We start from the raw sequence: 14,148 nt of genomic DNA on the forward strand, positions 1-14,148 counted from the left end.
CCTCGAAATCTCAGGCCTTGACCGGATAGGCGCCGATGATCTTGAAGAAGGCGCACAGGCCGCGCAGTTCGGCCAGGGCGGCGGCCACGTTCGGCTGGCTGGGATGGCCGTCGAGGTCGATGTAGAAGTAGTACTCCCATTGGCCGGTGCGGGCGGGACGCGACTCGAAGCGCGTCATCGAGACCTTGTGCTCCTTCAGCGGCACGAGCAGGTCATGCACCGCACCCGGCTTGTTGGGCACCGAGACGACGAGGCTGGTCATATCGCGCCCCGAGGCCGGCGGCATCGCCAGCGTATGCGGCAGGCAGATGACGGCGAAGCGCGTGCGGTTGTACGGATCGTCCTGGATGGCGTGGGCGACGATATGGAGGCCGAACTGCGTGGCCGCACGCTCGCCGGCGATTCCGGCCCAGGCCGGGTTGGTGGCCGCCAGGCGGGCCCCCTCGGCATTGCTGGAGACAGCGCGCCGCTCGGCTTTGGGCAGGTGCTTGGACAGCCAGCCGTGGCATTGCGCCAGCGCCTGCGGGTGGGCCATCACGACTTCGATGTCGTCCAGCGAGTTGCGGCTGCACAGCAGGTTGTGACGCACCAGCAGGCTGACCTCGCCAACCACATGGGCGGGCGAATGCAGGAACAGGTCGAGCGAACGGGCGACGGCGCCCTCGGTGGAGTTCTCCACGCCCACCACGCCGTACTGCGCGCTGCCGGCGGCCGTGGCGTGGAAGACTTCGTCGAAGGTGGCGCAGTACACCAGGTCGGCCGCACCGCCGAAGTATTCGATGGCGGCTTGTTCGCAGAAGGTGCCTTCGGGGCCCAGCACCGCCACGCGCTGGGGCGATTCGAGTGCCAGGCAGGCCGACATGATCTCGCGCCAGATGGCTTCGACGTGCGCGCCCTTGAGTGGCCCGGGGTTGTTGCGCTTGACCTTCTCGATGACCTGCGCGACGCGGTCAGGCCGGAAGTAGGGCGTGCCCTCGCGCTTCTTCACCTCGCCCACCAGTTCGGCCACATGGGCGCGCTGGTTCAGCAGGTCGAGCAACTGGGCATCCAGCGCGTCGATGCGCTCGCGCAGGGGCGCAAGGCTGTCGGCGGCGGAGGAAGAAGAGGGGGGAGGGGATTGGTGAGCGGTCATCGAGCGGACTCACGCCTGTGTTCAGGCGTGCAGGCGCTCGAATTCTCTCATGTAGGACACAAGTGCCTGAACGCCTTCCAACGGCATGGCGTTGTAGATGCTGGCGCGCATGCCGCCCACGGACTTGTGGCCCTTGAGCTGCAGCAGCCCGGCCGCCTTTGCACCGGTCAGGAAGGCCTCGTTGCGCGACTCGTCCGCGAGCAGGAAGGGCACGTTCATGCGCGAGCGGCAGGCCGGATCGACCTTGCTCACATAGAAGGCCGATGCGTCGATGAACTCGTACAGCAGCGCCGCCTTGGCGATGTTGCGCGCCTCCATGGCTGCAATGCCGGTGAGCTCGCCTTCCTTCTGCTGGAGCAGCCACTGGAAGGTCAGGCCCGCCATGTAGATGCCCCAGGTCGGCGGCGTGTTGTACATCGAGTCGTTCTCGGCCACGAGTTTGTAGCTGAAGGCGCTCGGGCAGATCGGCAGGGCGCGGTCGAGCAGGTCCTCGCGCACCACCACCAGCGTCAGCCCGGCGGGGCCGAGGTTCTTCTGGGCACCGCCGAAGGCCAGGCCCACGCGGCTCCAATCCACGCTGCGCGATGCGACATGCGAGGAGAAGTCGATGACCAGCGGCGCGTCGCTGCCGAGGGCCTTCAGGTCGGGCAGCTCCTGGAACTCGATGCCGTTGATCGTCTCGTTGGAGCACAGGTGCACATAGGCGGCATCCGGGCTCAGCGACCACTGGGCGGCTTCAGGAATCGCCACATGGCCGCCTTCGGCATTGGTGGCGGCTGTGCGCGTCTTGCAATAACGGCCCGCCTCCTTGAGCGACTTCGTGCTCCAGCTGCCGGTGACCACGAAGTCGACCGTGCCGCCGCGCGAGAGGTTCAGCGGCACGATGGCGTTCTCGCCCAGCCCACCGCCCTGCATGAACAGGATGCGGAAGTTGGACGGCACGGCCAGCAGTTGACGGAAGTCGGCCTCCGCCTGCCCGATGATCTCGCCGAACTCCTTGCCGCGATGGCTCATCTCCATCACGCCCATGCCACTGCCGTGCCAGTCGAGCATCTCCGCTGCCGCGCGGGACAGCACGGCTTCGGGCATGGCGGCCGGGCCGGCAGAGAAGTTGTAGGGACGGCGTGGGGCGGCGGGTGTCATTCGGCGGCGGGCGGAGACGCAGGCGGGGGGGTTACTTCTTGGCGGGGGCCTTGGGTGCGGCGCTGCCGCTGGTGCCGCTGCTGCTTGCACCGTTGCCCTTGGCCGCACCACCATCGGTGGGCGCGCCCAGGGCCTTGGCGACGTTGGTGTCCAGGGCGCGCAGCTTGGGCTCGACCGACGTGCGGGTCTCGGCCACCAGCTTCTCCGTCAGCGCGTTCTGCAGCTGCGGATTGAGTTCCTGGTATTTCTTGCTCACCGGTGAGCTGACCCAGGCCACGAGCTGGCGCATCTCTTCTTCATTGAAGTTCTGGTCCAGCACCGGCGTCAGGGCCGCGGGAGCCAATTGGACGGCCTTGTCGCGCACCAGCGGATAGGCGTCGTCGAAGTACTTCTTCAATTCGGCGTCGGCGGCCTTGCCGGCGGCTTCGCGCTTGGCCTCGGGCACTTGCGTCTGCAGGTAGCCGGCACCCGCGCGGGCGATCGGCAGGCTCGACTCCTCGACCAGGCCGCGCGCCAGCGCTTCCACGCCCGGACGCTGCAGTTCGATGAACTGCTTGATGAGGGCAGCCTTGTCCTGTGCCCAGGCGCCGGAGACGGCTGCGGCGAGCGTGGCGCCGATCAGGGCGGTCTTGAAGTGTTTGTTCATTGGGGGTTCTCCTGGGATGGGTTGGCGCTGTCGTCGGCTTCCTCTGCCTCGACGGCGGCGTTGGCGTCGTTCTCGACGATGCGCTGCAGCCCGCTGAGCTTGGCGCCTTCGTCGAGGTTGATGAGCGTGACACCTTGCGTCGCGCGGCCGAGTTCGCGGATTTCCGATACGCGTGTACGTACCAGCACGCCCTTGTCGGTGATGAGCATGATCTCGTCATCCACATGCACCAGCGTGGCGGCCACGACCTTGCCGTTGCGCTCGCTCTGTTGAATCGCGATCATGCCTTTGGTTCCCCGGCCGTGGCGGGTGTACTCGGTGATGCTGGTGCGCTTGCCGTAACCGTTCTCGGTGGCGGTGAGCACGCTCTGCGTCTCATCCTCGGCCACCAGCATGGCGATCACGCCCTGGCCGTCCTCCAGCATCATGCCGCGCACGCCGCGGGCATTGCGGCCCATGGGGCGTACGTCGTTCTCGTCGAAGCGCACGGCCTTGCCACCATCGGAGAAGAGCATGACGTCGTGCTTGCCGTCCGTCAGGGCCGCGCCGATGAGGTAGTCGCCGTCGTCCAGGTCGACGGCGATGATGCCGGCCTTTCGCGGGTTGCTGAATTCGTCGAGCGCCGTCTTCTTGACGGTGCCCATCGACGTGCCCATGAAGATGTAGCGGTCGGACGGGAAGTTGCGTGTCTCGCCGGTCAGCGGCAGCACCACGGTGATCTTCTCGCCCTCGGCCAGCGGGAACATGTTGACGATCGGTCGGCCGCGCGAATTGCGCGAGCCCGAAGGCACTTCCCACACCTTGAGCCAGTAAAGCCGCCCGCGGTTGGAGAAGCAGAGGATGTAGTCGTGCGTGTTCGCAATGAAGAGCTGGTCGATCCAGTCGTCTTCCTTGGTCGCGGCGGCCTGCTTGCCACGTCCGCCTCGCTTCTGTGCCCGGTACTCGGAGAGCGGCTGGCTCTTGATGTAGCCGCTGTGCGAGAGCGTGACCACCATGTCGGTGGGCGTGATCAGGTCTTCGGTGGAGAGGTCCTGCGCGCTGTATTCGATCTCGCTGCGGCGCGCGCCCAGCTTGGTCTGGCCGAACTCCTGCCGCAGGGCGCCGAGTTCCTCGCCGATGATGACCGACACGCGCTCGGGCTTGGACAGGATGTCGAGCAGATCGTCGATCTCCGCCATCACTTCCTTGTACTCGGCGACGATCTTGTCCTGCTCCAGGCCGGTCAGGCGCTGCAGGCGCATCTGCAGGATTTCCTGGGCCTGCGTCTCGGAAAGGCGGTAGAGGCCGTCGCCCATCAGGCCGTAGATGCGCTCCAGGCCTTCGGGCCGGTAGTCGTCAGCGTTGATGGTGCCGCCGTCGGCGCGCGCGCGGGTGAGCATCTCGCGCACCAGCTTGCTGTCCCACGAGCGGGTCATCAGCTCGGCCTTGGCCACCGGCGGCGTGGGCGACTCGCGGATGATGCGGATGAACTCGTCGATGTTCGCCAGCGCGACGGCCAGGCCTTCGAGCACGTGGCCGCGCTCGCGTGCCTTGCGCAGGTTGAACACCGTGCGCCGCGTCACCACCTCGCGGCGGTGCTGCAGAAAGACCTGCACCAGATCCTTCAGGTTGCACAGCTTGGGCTGGCCATCCACCAGGGCCACCATGTTGATGCCGAAGGTGTCTTGCAGCTGCGTCTGCTTGTAGAGGTTGTTGAGCACGACCTCGGGCACTTCGCCGCGCTTGAGCTCGATCACCAGGCGCATGCCCGACTTGTCGGACTCGTCCTGGATGTGGCTGATGCCCTCGAGCTTCTTCTCGTGCACCAGCTCGGCCATGCGCTCCTGCAGCGTCTTCTTGTTCACCTGGTAGGGCAACTCGTCGACGATGATGGCCTGGCGCTGGCCGCGGTCGATGTCCTCGAAGTGGCACTTGGCCCGCATCACGACCTTGCCGCGGCCGGTGCGATAGCCTTCCTTGACGCCGTTGATGCCGTAGATGATGCCGGCCGTCGGGAAGTCGGGTGCCGGCACGATCTCCATCAGGTCGTCGATGCTGGCGTCAGGGTGGCGAAGCAGATGCAGGCAGGCGTCCACCACCTCGTTCAGGTTGTGGGGGGGGATGTTGGTGGCCATGCCCACCGCAATGCCGCCGGAGCCATTGACCAGCAGGTTGGGCAGGCGGCTGGGTAATACCAACGGTTCTTTTTCGCTGCCGTCGTAATTGGGGCCGAAATCGACGGTTTCCTTGTCGATATCCGCCAGCATTTCATGGGCGATTTTCGCAAGGCGAATTTCGGTATATCGCATGGCAGCCGCACTGTCGCCATCGACCGAGCCGAAATTGCCCTGGCCGTCGACGAGCATGTGGCGCATGGAGAAATCCTGCGCCAGCCGCACGATCGTGTCGTAGACCGACTGGTCGCCGTGCGGGTGGTACTTGCCGATGACATCGCCCACGATACGGGCCGACTTCTTGTAGGGCCGGTTCCAGTCGTTGTTGAGCTCGTGCATCGCGTACAACACACGCCTGTGCACGGGCTTGAGGCCATCCCGGGCGTCGGGCAGGGCGCGCCCGACGATCACGCTCATCGCGTAATCGAGATAGCTGCGCCGCATCTCCTCCTCGAGGCTGATGGGCAGGGTTTCCTTGGCGAACGATGTCATGAGGGCGGCAGCGGGTCGGCGGGCGAAACGGCGGATTTTACGTCGCCCGCGGTGTCGCGAGACAGCAACACAAGTGCGGCTTTCCGTTGCAGTCCTACGCCGGCCGGGGCGGGCGCGCCCGGTTTGAGAAAGACCCTATGGCACAATGAACTCCAGCGTTTTGGGTGGTGGTCACTTGAGACGTCCTTGTTTCGCGGCTGCGGCTGCGGCTTTTTCCCCAAGAGGAGAACCATGAAGAAACTGAATAAAGTGGCGATGATGTTTGCAGTCGCTGCGCTCGCCACGGCCGCCGGCGCGCAGACCAAGGTCACCGCCGCGAACGGTGGTCCCGTGATCGACAACTGGCAGAACGGTACGGGCGAGCTGGTCTGGAAGAACGGCACCAACGAACTCTGCTGGCGCGATGCCAACTGGACCCCCGCCACGGCCGCCGTGGGTTGCGATGGCGCTCTGGTTACCGCTGCCCCGGCTCCCGTTGCTGCGCCCCCGGCCGCCGTGACGCCGCCCGCGCCGCCCGCACCGCCGGCCGTCGCCGCTTCGAAGGTCACCTTCGCTGCCGACGCCTTCTTCGACTTCGACAAGTCGGTCCTGAAGCCGGAAGGCCGCGCCAAGCTGGACGATCTGGTCTCCAAGATCAAGGGTATCAACCTGGAAGTCATCATCGCCGTGGGTCACACCGACTCCATCGGCACCGATGCGTACAACCAGAAGCTGTCGGTCCGCCGTGCCGAAGCCGTGAAGGCCTATCTGGTCTCCAAGGGCATCGAGCGCAACCGCGTGTACACCGAAGGCAAGGGCGAGAAGCAGCCCGTCGCCGACAACCGTACCAAGGAAGGCCGCGCCAAGAACCGTCGCGTGGAAATCGAAGTGGTCGGCACCCGCGCCAACTGATTTCGATCAGCCCGCTGAAAACCCCGCCTCGGCGGGGTTTTTTTATGGCCATTCCTCGTATCCGGCCGATGGCTTCGACCCGAACTCCATAATTCAACGATGACGGCAACTCATCCCAACGCAGATCCGGCCGAACTGGCCAAATTTTCTGAACTGGCCCACCGCTGGTGGGATGCGGACAGCGAATTCCGCCCCTTGCACGAGATCAATCCGCTGCGGCTCGAATGGATCGAGGGGCAGGTGTCTCTTGCGGGCAAGCGCGTGCTGGACGTGGGCTGTGGTGGCGGCATCCTCTCGGATGCCATGGCGCGTCGCGGGGCCGACGTCCTGGGCATCGATCTCGCGGGCAAGGCGCTCAAGGTCGCGCAATTGCACACCCTCGATGCAGGCACCCAGGGCGTGCGCTATCGCGAGGTGGCGGTGGAGGCGCTGGCCGAAGAGGCTCCCGGCAGCTTTGATGTCGTCACCTGCATGGAAATGCTGGAACATGTGCCGAAGCCGGCTTCAGTGGTGCAGGCCTGCGCCAAGCTGGTCAAGCCTGGTGGATGGGTGTTCTTTTCCACCATCAATCGCAATGCCAAGGCATTCATGCTGGCGATCGTGGGTGCGGAGTACGTGCTGAACATGCTGCCGCGGGGAACCCATGAGTACGCCAAGCTGATCCGGCCGGCGGAGCTTGCAGCACACTGCCGGGCGGCATCGCTGACGGTCGATCACTCGCGGGGGCTCCAATACAACCCGTTGACCCGCCGTTACTGGCTCGACGACGACGTGAGTGTCAACTACATGCTGGCAACGCGGCGCGCGGTCGAGGCGGCCGGCGCATGAGCAAAGTGCCGTGGGCGGACATTCAGGCGGTCCTGTTCGATCTCGACGGCACCCTCGTCGACAGCGCGCCCGAACTGGGCGCGGCCGCTGATCGGATGCGGGTCGAACGGGGCATGGCGTCGCTGCCGCTGAGCGCGTACCGGTCCATGGCTGGCGCCGGTGCGCGGGGCATGCTGGGTGTGGCATTCGGGTTGCGACCCGAGGACGCGCAGTTCCCTGAACTTAGGGAGGAGTTCTTCAAGAACTATGAAGCGCTCATGCTCGATGGCACCCATGCCTTCGAGGGCGTCGAAGCACTCATCGCCCAACTCGGCGCTCGTCGCTTGCCCTGGGGTGTGGTCACCAACAAGGCCAGCCGCTTCACGGTGCCACTGACTGGGAGCATGCCGTTGTTCCGCACAGCACAGGCGATCATCAGCGGCGACACCACGGCGCATTCGAAGCCTCATCCGGCGCCGTTGCTCGAGGCGGCACGACGCATGCGCGTCGACCCGGCCCGCTGTGTCTATGTGGGGGACGATCAGCGAGACATCGTCGCAGGTCGGGCCGCTGGCATGAAGACGGTTGCCGTTGCCTACGGCTACCTTGGCGCGGAGGCCGATGTCACCCTTTGGGAGGCGGATGCGGTGATTTCTTTGCCCCTCGACCTCTTGCAATGGTTGCCGTCGGCCTAAAATGAATGGTTCTGGGGCTGCATTGGTTTCGACGTGGGTTCGGGACCGCAGTGGTGCATGTCGAGCTGAATGTGCTCGTAAAACAGATTCAAACAAACTAACTGCAAACGACGAACGTTTCGCACTCGCAGCCTAATCGCTGCGAGCCTTGCAACAGTCGGCCGATGGGCTGGGCAAGGGGGCGTTAGAGCAATCTGACGCCTCCCGGCTGCAAGGTTAATCACATTGGCTGGCAGCGGTCCGGGTACCTTGGGCCGTTGCGAGATCGAAGGGTGCTGGCTGCCGGCAAAGCGTGCGTCTGCGCGTTGCCGGTGGCGAGATCCAAAACAGAGCGCTAAACATGTAGATCTGCGCGGCGAAGGCTTGCGGACGGGGGTTCAAATCCCCCCAGCTCCACCACACATCAGCGTTGCTATCGCCAACGCCCTCCGCGCCCGGACTGCGAGCCAGATCCGGGCTCTTTTCTTTGACGCCTGCCTTGCCGCAGCCTGTGGGACAGAGCGCTCGGCGAGCCCACAAAAAAGCCCGGCGGAGCCGGGCTTTCGTGCATGCGCTGATGCAGCGTTCAGGCGGCCTTGACGCTCTTCTTGGCCTTGGCCTTGTGAGCGACCTTGTGCTTGGTGGCCTTCTTGGTGTGCTTGGCCGAGGCGGCCTTCACGGCCGGCGCGTCGGTCGGCGCAGCGGCGGGGGCCTGGGCGAAGGCGCCGGTGGCGATCAGACCGGCGGTGGCGAAAGCGAGAAGCTTCTTCATAAGAACATCCTTTGGGATTGACGGTTTTTGGGACTGCCTTGATGAGCACTCAGCCATACACGGGATCGTGGCCGGCTGCTTGTAAAACGGCGCAGACGCGATCCGGTTGACGGCGCCGGTGAACATCGCGCGGGTAGCCCCATGCGCCCCGTCGCCTGCAGGGCCGCGTCTAGAATTCCTTGCCACGCCGGCCCTTCCGCGGCTGCGCGCGACCGTTGTCGTACGAAGTGGCGCTTCTTCCACCCAAGCTCATCCATGTCCAGCTACCAGCACATCCAAGTCCCGGCGGAGGGCCGGAAGATCACCGTCAATGCCGACAACACGCTCGACGTGCCGGACCAGGTGATCATCCCCTTCATCGAGGGCGACGGCGTCGGTCGCGACGTGACGCCGGTGATGCTCAAAGTGGTGGATGCGGCGGTGGCCCAGGCCTATGGCGGCGCCCGCAAGATCCACTGGATGGAGATCTATGCTGGCGGCAAGTCCACCCAGCTCTATGGTCCCGACGTCTGGCTGCCTGACGAAACCCTCGCTGCGGTGCGCGACTACGTCGTCTCGATCAAGGGGCCGCTGACGACGCCCGTCGGCGGCGGCATCCGCAGCCTGAACGTCGCGCTGCGCCAGCAGCTCGACCTGTACGTGTGCCTGCGCCCGGTGCGCTATTTCAATGGCGTGCCTTCGCCGCTGCGCGAGCCGAGCAAGACCGACATGGCCATCTTCCGCGAGAACTCAGAGGACATCTATGCCGGCATCGAGTACGAGGCCCGCTCCGAAAAAGCGCAGAAGCTGATCCGCTTCCTGGTGGACGAACTCGGTGCCAAGACCCTCCGCTTCCCCGAGACCTCGGCCATCGGCCTCAAGCCGGTGTCCATCGAAGGCACGGAGCGCTTGGTGCGCAAGGCCATCCAGTACGCCATCGACAACGACAAGCCCAGTGTCACGCTCGTGCACAAGGGCAACATCATGAAGTTCACCGAGGGCGGCTTCCGCGAATGGGGCTACGCCCTGGCGGCGCGCGAGTTCGGCGGCCAGCCCATCGACGGCGGACCGTGGCTGCGGGTCAAGAGCCCGAAGACCGGCAAGGACATCGTCATCAAGGACGTGATCGCCGATGCCTTCCTGCAGCAGATCCTGCTGCGGCCCGCCGAGTATTCGGTGATCGCCACGCTCAACCTGAACGGCGACTACATCTCCGACGCGCTCGCGGCGCAGGTGGGCGGCATCGGGATCGCACCGGGCGCCAACATGTCCGACACCGTGGCCATGTTCGAGGCCACGCACGGCACGGCGCCCAAGTACGCCGGCAAGGACTACGTCAACCCAGGCTCCAGCATCCTCTCGGCCGAGATGATGCTGCGCCACATGGGCTGGAAGGAAGCGGCGGACCTGATCATCCGGGCCATGGAGGCGGCGATCCAGAGCAAGCGGGTCACCTATGACTTCGCGCGGCTGATGGATGGCGCGACGCAGGTGAGCTGCTCCGGCTTTGGTCAGGTGATGATCGACGCCATGGCCGAGTAACGGGGCCGCCGCCCGATGCGCCGCACGTTGCGGCGGCGCGTACGGCCTTCATCGAGCGCGGCGCACGCGTCCCCGCGACGCTTCCTACAGCCGCATGGACGTGGCATGACAGGGTAGGGGCTCCATCGTTTGCCAAGGAGCCTCCCCATGCCCATGAAGACCGTCCAGGACCTGTTCATCCACGACCTGTCCGACACCTACAGCGCCGAGAAGCAGATGACCCGCTCGCTGCCCAAGATGGCGCGCGCGGCGACCAATCCCGAGTTGCAGGCCGCCTTCGAAGCCCACTTGGAAGAGACGCGCGCGCAGGTCGAACGCATCGAGCAGGTCGCCGAGCAGTGTGGCTTCAAGCTCAAGCGCATCAAGTGCGAGGGCATGGAAGGCTTGATCGAGGAAGCGACCTCGCTCATCGACCAGATCGAAGCAGGCCCGGTGCTCGATGCGGCGCTCATCGCCTCGGCTCAGAAGGCAGAGCACTATGAAATCGCCGGATACACCTCGCTGTGCCTGGTGGCGCAGAAGCTGGGCTTCCAGGAGGCGGTCTCGCTGCTCAAGGAGACTTTGGGCGAGGAGCAGGCCACGGACCAGCGGCTGGGCACGTTGGCGGAGGCGATGCAGATCGACGAGGCGCAGGCTGCCGCCTGATCCGGCACTCTCCCGCGTCTTGATGCCCCGCCGCGCGCCTTGACACGTCAGGGCGCATCTGCGCCCGCAGTCAGGCCCAGGAACGAACCCCCGCCAGCGCGGGGTTTCGCGCTTTCTCCCGTGGGCCTGCAGATGACTCGGCGCTGACCAGCCCACCCGGCGGGCGCGACGCTGGAAGGCTTACAGAATCCGGTTGAACCAGAGCAACGACAGTCCGGCCGCCAACAGCGACAGGGCGGCCGCCGCAATGGCGAAGAGCGCGGAGATCTCGGTTTCCTTCTTTTCCACCGCCAGGCGCGAACTGAGGGTTTCGTAGACCTTGTGCAGATCCTGCGCGGTGCCGGCGTAGAAGTACTCGGCGGCGGTCCGGTTGGCGACCGCCTTGAGCGTCTCCTCATCCAGGCGCACGCGCATCGACCAGCCTTCGAAGCCGATGGTTTCGCCATCCACCGTGCCCACGCCCACCGTGTAGACGCGCACCCCCCGATCAGCCGCGGCCTTGGCGGCGTCCAGCGGATCGACGCCGGTGGTGCGCTGGCCGTCGGTCAACATGATGATCGCTGCCGACGAGTAGGAGCCCGGCGCCACGGGCTTGAACGGCTCGGCCGGCTTGCGCCCCGCGCGATCCAGCGAGATGCCCTGCTGCCGGCTCTGCGGCCCGAAGTCGGCGATGTCGATGCCGGCATCCGGGAATAGCGTGGCCAGCGACACCACGATGGCATTGCCCGTCGCCGTGGCACGCTGCAGTTGGAAGGAGTCGATGGCCGCCACCAGTTCGTCACGGCTGGTGGTGGGCAACTGCGCCACGTTCGCGCTGCCGGCGAAGGCCACGACGCCCACCTTGACGTTTCGCGGCAGGTCCTTGATGAAGGCCTTGGCGGCTTCCTGCGCGGCCACCAGGCGGTTGGGCTTCACGTCCTCGGCGCGCATGCTGCCCGACACGTCCATCGCCAGGATGATGGTCTGCTGGTTGGAGGGCAGCGTGATCACCGCCAGCGGGCGGGCCGCGGCGAGCAGCATGGCCGTGATCGCCAGCAGGAAGAGCACGGGCGGCAGGTGCCTGCGCAGCGACTGCCGTACGCCCAGCGCCTCGCGCACGATGGACAGGCTGGCATAGCGCACGGCCAGCTTCTTCTTGCGCCGGATCAGCCACACGTACAGCAGGATCAGCGCGGGCACGAGCAGCAGCAGCCACAGGAACTGCGGCCAGAGGAAGGTCAGGGGCAGCGTGGCATTCATCGCAGTTCTCCAGCCCGTCGTGGCGGCGCGCCGGTCGCGCGCACCCGGCGACGGCGCATGTCGGCAAATCGGACGATGGCTTCGACCAGATCGTCGGCGGTGGAGAGCTCCAGTGCATCGACGCCGGCGTTGGCCAGGGCCTCGCGCAGGGCTTCCTCGCGCTCCGCGGCGAGCCTGGCGAAGCGGCGGCGGAAGGCCGCATCGTGGGTGTCGACCCAGACCTGCTCGCCGGTTTCGGCATCGGCCAGCGGCACCAGGCCCAGGTCGGGCAGTTCACGCTCCAGGGGGTCGAACAGGCGCACGGCCACCACTTCGTGGCGCTGGGCCAGGCGCGCAAGGGGCTTCTCCCAGCCGGGCTCCGTGAGGAAGTCGGAAACGACGAAGACGGTGCTGCGCCGGGGCATCAGTCCTGCGGCCGACTGCAGCATGTCGGCCAGGCGCGTCATGCCGCGGTGGGGCGCCTTGGCGTCCGCTGCGGCATGCGCACGGCGCTCCATCTCGTGCAGCAGCCGCAGCACATGCGTTCGGCTGCTGCGCGGGGGCAGCACAGCCTCGAGGTCGTGGCCATAGACGAGCGCCCCCACGCGGTTGCCATGGCGCGTGAGCAGCCGCGCGAGCACGCCGACGAAGCCGGCCGAGATCTCGCGCTTGGCCTTGGGGCCGGAGCCGAAATCCACCGAGCGGCTGAGGTCGAGCACGAACCAGGCGGCCATCTCCCGGTCTTCGGTGAAGACGCGCACGTGCGGCACCTGCTGGCGCGCGGTGACGTTCCAGTCGATGTGGCGTACGTCGTCGTGCATCTGGTATTCGCGCAGGTCGGCCAGGTCCAGGCCGGTGCCGCGCATCAGCGTGCGGTAGTCGCCCTGCAGCAGGCCGTCGAGGCGGCGGATGACGGTCCACTCCAGCCGGCGCAGCAGGCGGTCGGCCGCTCCGGCCTCGGGAGCCGGGTCGTTGGCCGCCGGCGCGACGGCGGGCTTGCGGCGCCACAGCTTCATTCAGGCCACCAGCTTGTCGTGTTCGAGCGGCCGCGGGGGCGCGGGCACGGCGCGCATGATCTTCTCGATCAGCAGATCGGGCGTGAGGCCTTCGGACAAGCCCTCGTACGACAGCGTCACGCGGTGGCGCAGCACATCGGGCACCAGGTCGCTCATGTCCTCGGGCAGCACGTAGGCCCGGCCGCGCAGCATGGCGAGAGCGCGTGCGCCTTCGGCCAGGCCGATGGTGGCACGTGGGCTGGCGCCAAAGGTGATGAAGCGGCGCGTGTCCTTGAGGCCGAACCTCTCGGGGTTGCGCGTGGCGGAGATCAGCTTGACCGCGTACTGGATCAGCGATGGGTCGACATACACCTGCCGCGACTGGGCCTGCAACGCCGCCAGCTGCTCGATGGTGGCCACCGGCGCGGCCTCCAGCTTCTCGCCGATCACGCGCTGGACGATGACGAATTCCTCGTCGTCGGTGGGGTAGTCGACCAGCACCTTCATCATGAAGCGGTCCACCTGGGCCTCGGGCAAGGGGTAGGTGCCTTCGGTCTCGATGGGGTTCTGCGTGGCCATGACCAGGAAGGGGCGCGGCACGCGGTGCGTCTCGCCGGCGATGGTCACCTGGCGTTCCTGCATCACCTCTAGCAGCGCGCTCTGCACCTTGGCCGGCGCGCGGTTGATTTCGTCGGCCAGCAGCAGGTTGGCAAAGACCGGGCCGAGCGAGGTGGAGAAGTCGCCGGTCTTCTGGTTGTAGATGCGCGTGCCCACCAGATCAGCCGGCACCAGGTCGGGCGTGAACTGGATGCGCTTGAAGCTGCCGCGCATGGTGTCGGCCAGCGTCTTGACGGTGAGCGTCTTGGCGAGGCCCGGCACGCCTTCCACCAGCAGGTGGCCGCCGGCCAGCATGGCCACCATCACCCGTTCGAGGAAGCGGTCCTGGCCTACCACCACGCGCTTGACCTGGTAGAGGATCTGTTCCATCAGCTCGGCGGTGGTGGCGGCGGTGTCGGGCAGGGCGGTCGGTGTGGTCATGAGGCTTCCGGTGGACGGTCG

Annotated in this window: 13 protein-coding genes and 1 other RNA gene; 6 read left to right on the plus strand and 8 right to left on the minus strand. The window is 66.3% G+C overall.

Going from position 1 to position 14,148, the window contains the following annotated elements; genetic code table 11:
* Positions 1–10 precede the first annotated feature (10 nt).
* From pheA to gyrA, 4 genes are read right to left on the minus strand one after another with little or no spacing between them, the layout of a single operon-like run.
* The gene (pheA, locus tag DFR41_RS08650) at positions 11–1,132 is read right to left on the minus strand and encodes a prephenate dehydratase (RefSeq protein WP_114802429.1); all 1,122 of its coding nucleotides are present in this window, start codon (positions 1,130–1,132) and stop codon (positions 11–13) included.
* A 21-nt stretch (positions 1,133–1,153) separates the two neighbouring features.
* A complete protein-coding gene (gene serC, locus DFR41_RS08655; protein WP_114802430.1) occupies positions 1,154–2,275 on the minus strand; it encodes a 3-phosphoserine/phosphohydroxythreonine transaminase in 1,122 nt (373 codons plus the stop codon).
* A gap of 31 nt (positions 2,276–2,306) precedes the next feature.
* Positions 2,307–2,921 carry a DUF2059 domain-containing protein gene (locus DFR41_RS08660; protein ID WP_017761056.1) on the minus strand — a complete coding sequence of 205 codons (615 nt, stop codon included), beginning with the start codon at positions 2,919–2,921 and terminating at the stop codon, positions 2,307–2,309.
* Positions 2,918–5,566 (minus strand): DNA gyrase subunit A, encoded by a 2,649-nt coding sequence (gene gyrA, locus DFR41_RS08665; protein ID WP_017761055.1) that lies wholly within the window; start codon positions 5,564–5,566, stop codon positions 2,918–2,920. Before gyrA ends, DFR41_RS08660 begins: the two co-directional genes overlap by 4 nt.
* Positions 5,567–5,797: 231 nt before the next feature.
* Between gyrA and ompA the strand changes: the two genes are divergently transcribed.
* From ompA to ssrA, 4 genes are all read left to right on the plus strand, one after another.
* Positions 5,798–6,457: an outer membrane protein OmpA gene (gene ompA / locus DFR41_RS08670; RefSeq protein ID WP_043113615.1), complete on the plus strand. Its 660-nt coding sequence runs from the start codon at positions 5,798–5,800 to the stop codon at positions 6,455–6,457.
* Positions 6,458–6,556: 99 nt separating this feature from the next.
* The gene (gene ubiG, locus DFR41_RS08675; protein ID WP_114802431.1) at positions 6,557–7,285 is read left to right on the plus strand and encodes a bifunctional 2-polyprenyl-6-hydroxyphenol methylase/3-demethylubiquinol 3-O-methyltransferase UbiG; all 729 of its coding nucleotides are present in this window, start codon (positions 6,557–6,559) and stop codon (positions 7,283–7,285) included.
* Positions 7,282–7,959 carry an HAD-IA family hydrolase gene (locus DFR41_RS08680; protein WP_114802432.1) on the plus strand — a complete coding sequence of 226 codons (678 nt, stop codon included), beginning with the start codon at positions 7,282–7,284 and terminating at the stop codon, positions 7,957–7,959. The genes ubiG and DFR41_RS08680 overlap by 4 nt, the downstream gene beginning before the upstream one ends.
* A 13-nt stretch (positions 7,960–7,972) precedes the next feature.
* Positions 7,973–8,358, plus strand: a transfer-messenger RNA (tmRNA) gene (gene ssrA / locus DFR41_RS08685).
* 166 nt (positions 8,359–8,524) lie between these two features.
* On the opposite strand, the gene DFR41_RS08690 is transcribed toward ssrA, so the two are convergent.
* A complete protein-coding gene (locus DFR41_RS08690) occupies positions 8,525–8,710 on the minus strand; it encodes a hypothetical protein (protein ID WP_017757035.1) in 186 nt (61 codons plus the stop codon).
* Between the two features lie 255 nt (positions 8,711–8,965).
* On the opposite strand from DFR41_RS08690, the gene icd reads away from it, so the two are divergent.
* Together icd and DFR41_RS08700 are read left to right on the plus strand one after the other, a co-directional pair.
* Entirely contained in the window at positions 8,966–10,231 is a 1,266-nt protein-coding gene (icd, locus tag DFR41_RS08695) for an NADP-dependent isocitrate dehydrogenase (protein WP_114802433.1), read from the plus strand.
* Positions 10,232–10,378: 147 nt separating this feature from the next.
* Positions 10,379–10,876 (plus strand): YciE/YciF ferroxidase family protein, encoded by a 498-nt coding sequence (locus tag DFR41_RS08700; protein ID WP_017757033.1) that lies wholly within the window; start codon positions 10,379–10,381, stop codon positions 10,874–10,876.
* Positions 10,877–11,056: 180 nt separating this feature from the next.
* Here the strand turns inward: DFR41_RS08700 and DFR41_RS08705 are convergent, their stop codons facing one another.
* From DFR41_RS08705 to DFR41_RS08715, 3 genes are read right to left on the minus strand one after another with little or no spacing between them, the layout of a single operon-like run.
* Positions 11,057–12,097: a VWA domain-containing protein gene (locus DFR41_RS08705; RefSeq protein WP_043113651.1), complete on the minus strand. Its 1,041-nt coding sequence runs from the start codon at positions 12,095–12,097 to the stop codon at positions 11,057–11,059.
* Between the two features lie 14 nt (positions 12,098–12,111).
* Entirely contained in the window at positions 12,112–13,110 is a 999-nt protein-coding gene (locus DFR41_RS08710) for a DUF58 domain-containing protein (RefSeq protein ID WP_114802434.1), read from the minus strand.
* Entirely contained in the window at positions 13,111–14,127 is a 1,017-nt protein-coding gene (locus DFR41_RS08715; protein WP_017757030.1) for an AAA family ATPase, read from the minus strand.
* Positions 14,128–14,148: the final 21 nt, after the last annotated feature.

Origin of the sequence: Pseudacidovorax intermedius, assembly GCF_003350475.1 — a bacterium.
Taxonomy (GTDB): domain Bacteria; phylum Pseudomonadota; class Gammaproteobacteria; order Burkholderiales; family Burkholderiaceae_C; genus Xenophilus; species Xenophilus intermedius.